The sequence below is a fragment of the Pseudomonas sp. AIG genome (assembly GCF_977020205.1).
Map to the genome: position 1 here is coordinate 1 of NZ_CDROCK010000151.1, position 384 is coordinate 384.

At 61.2% G+C, this 384-nt stretch carries 1 protein-coding gene; it reads left to right on the plus strand.

The features are described 5' to 3' along the window. Positions 1 to 384, plus strand: a 384-nt coding sequence (locus ACWR1S_RS30935) for a DUF6531 domain-containing protein (protein ID WP_454566152.1), incomplete at both ends; no start/stop codon positions are given.

The window sequence follows — 384 nt, forward strand, 5'->3', positions numbered from 1 at the left end:
ATGGTTGTCCGGTGTCGATGGTCACCGGTGAAGAACTGCTGACCCTGACTGATGCGGTGCTCGATGGCGTGTTGCCGTTTGAGTTCACGCGGTTGTATCGCAGCAGCGCGGCGGAGATCGATGTCGGGCTCGGGTTTGGCTGGAGTCATTCGCTGGCGCATCGGCTGGCGTTTGAAGGCGACTTTGTGGTCTGGGTCGACCATGAAAACCGGCGTACGCGGTTTCCGTTGCCGAGTATTGAGCGACCGGCGATTCACAACAGTTTGTCGCGGGCGGCGATCTTTCTGGGCAATGAGCCGGAAGAGCTGATCCTCGCGCTGGCCGGGGACACGGCGCGGTTCTATCACTTTCGCGCAGGACGGCTGACGGCGATCAGCGATGCCT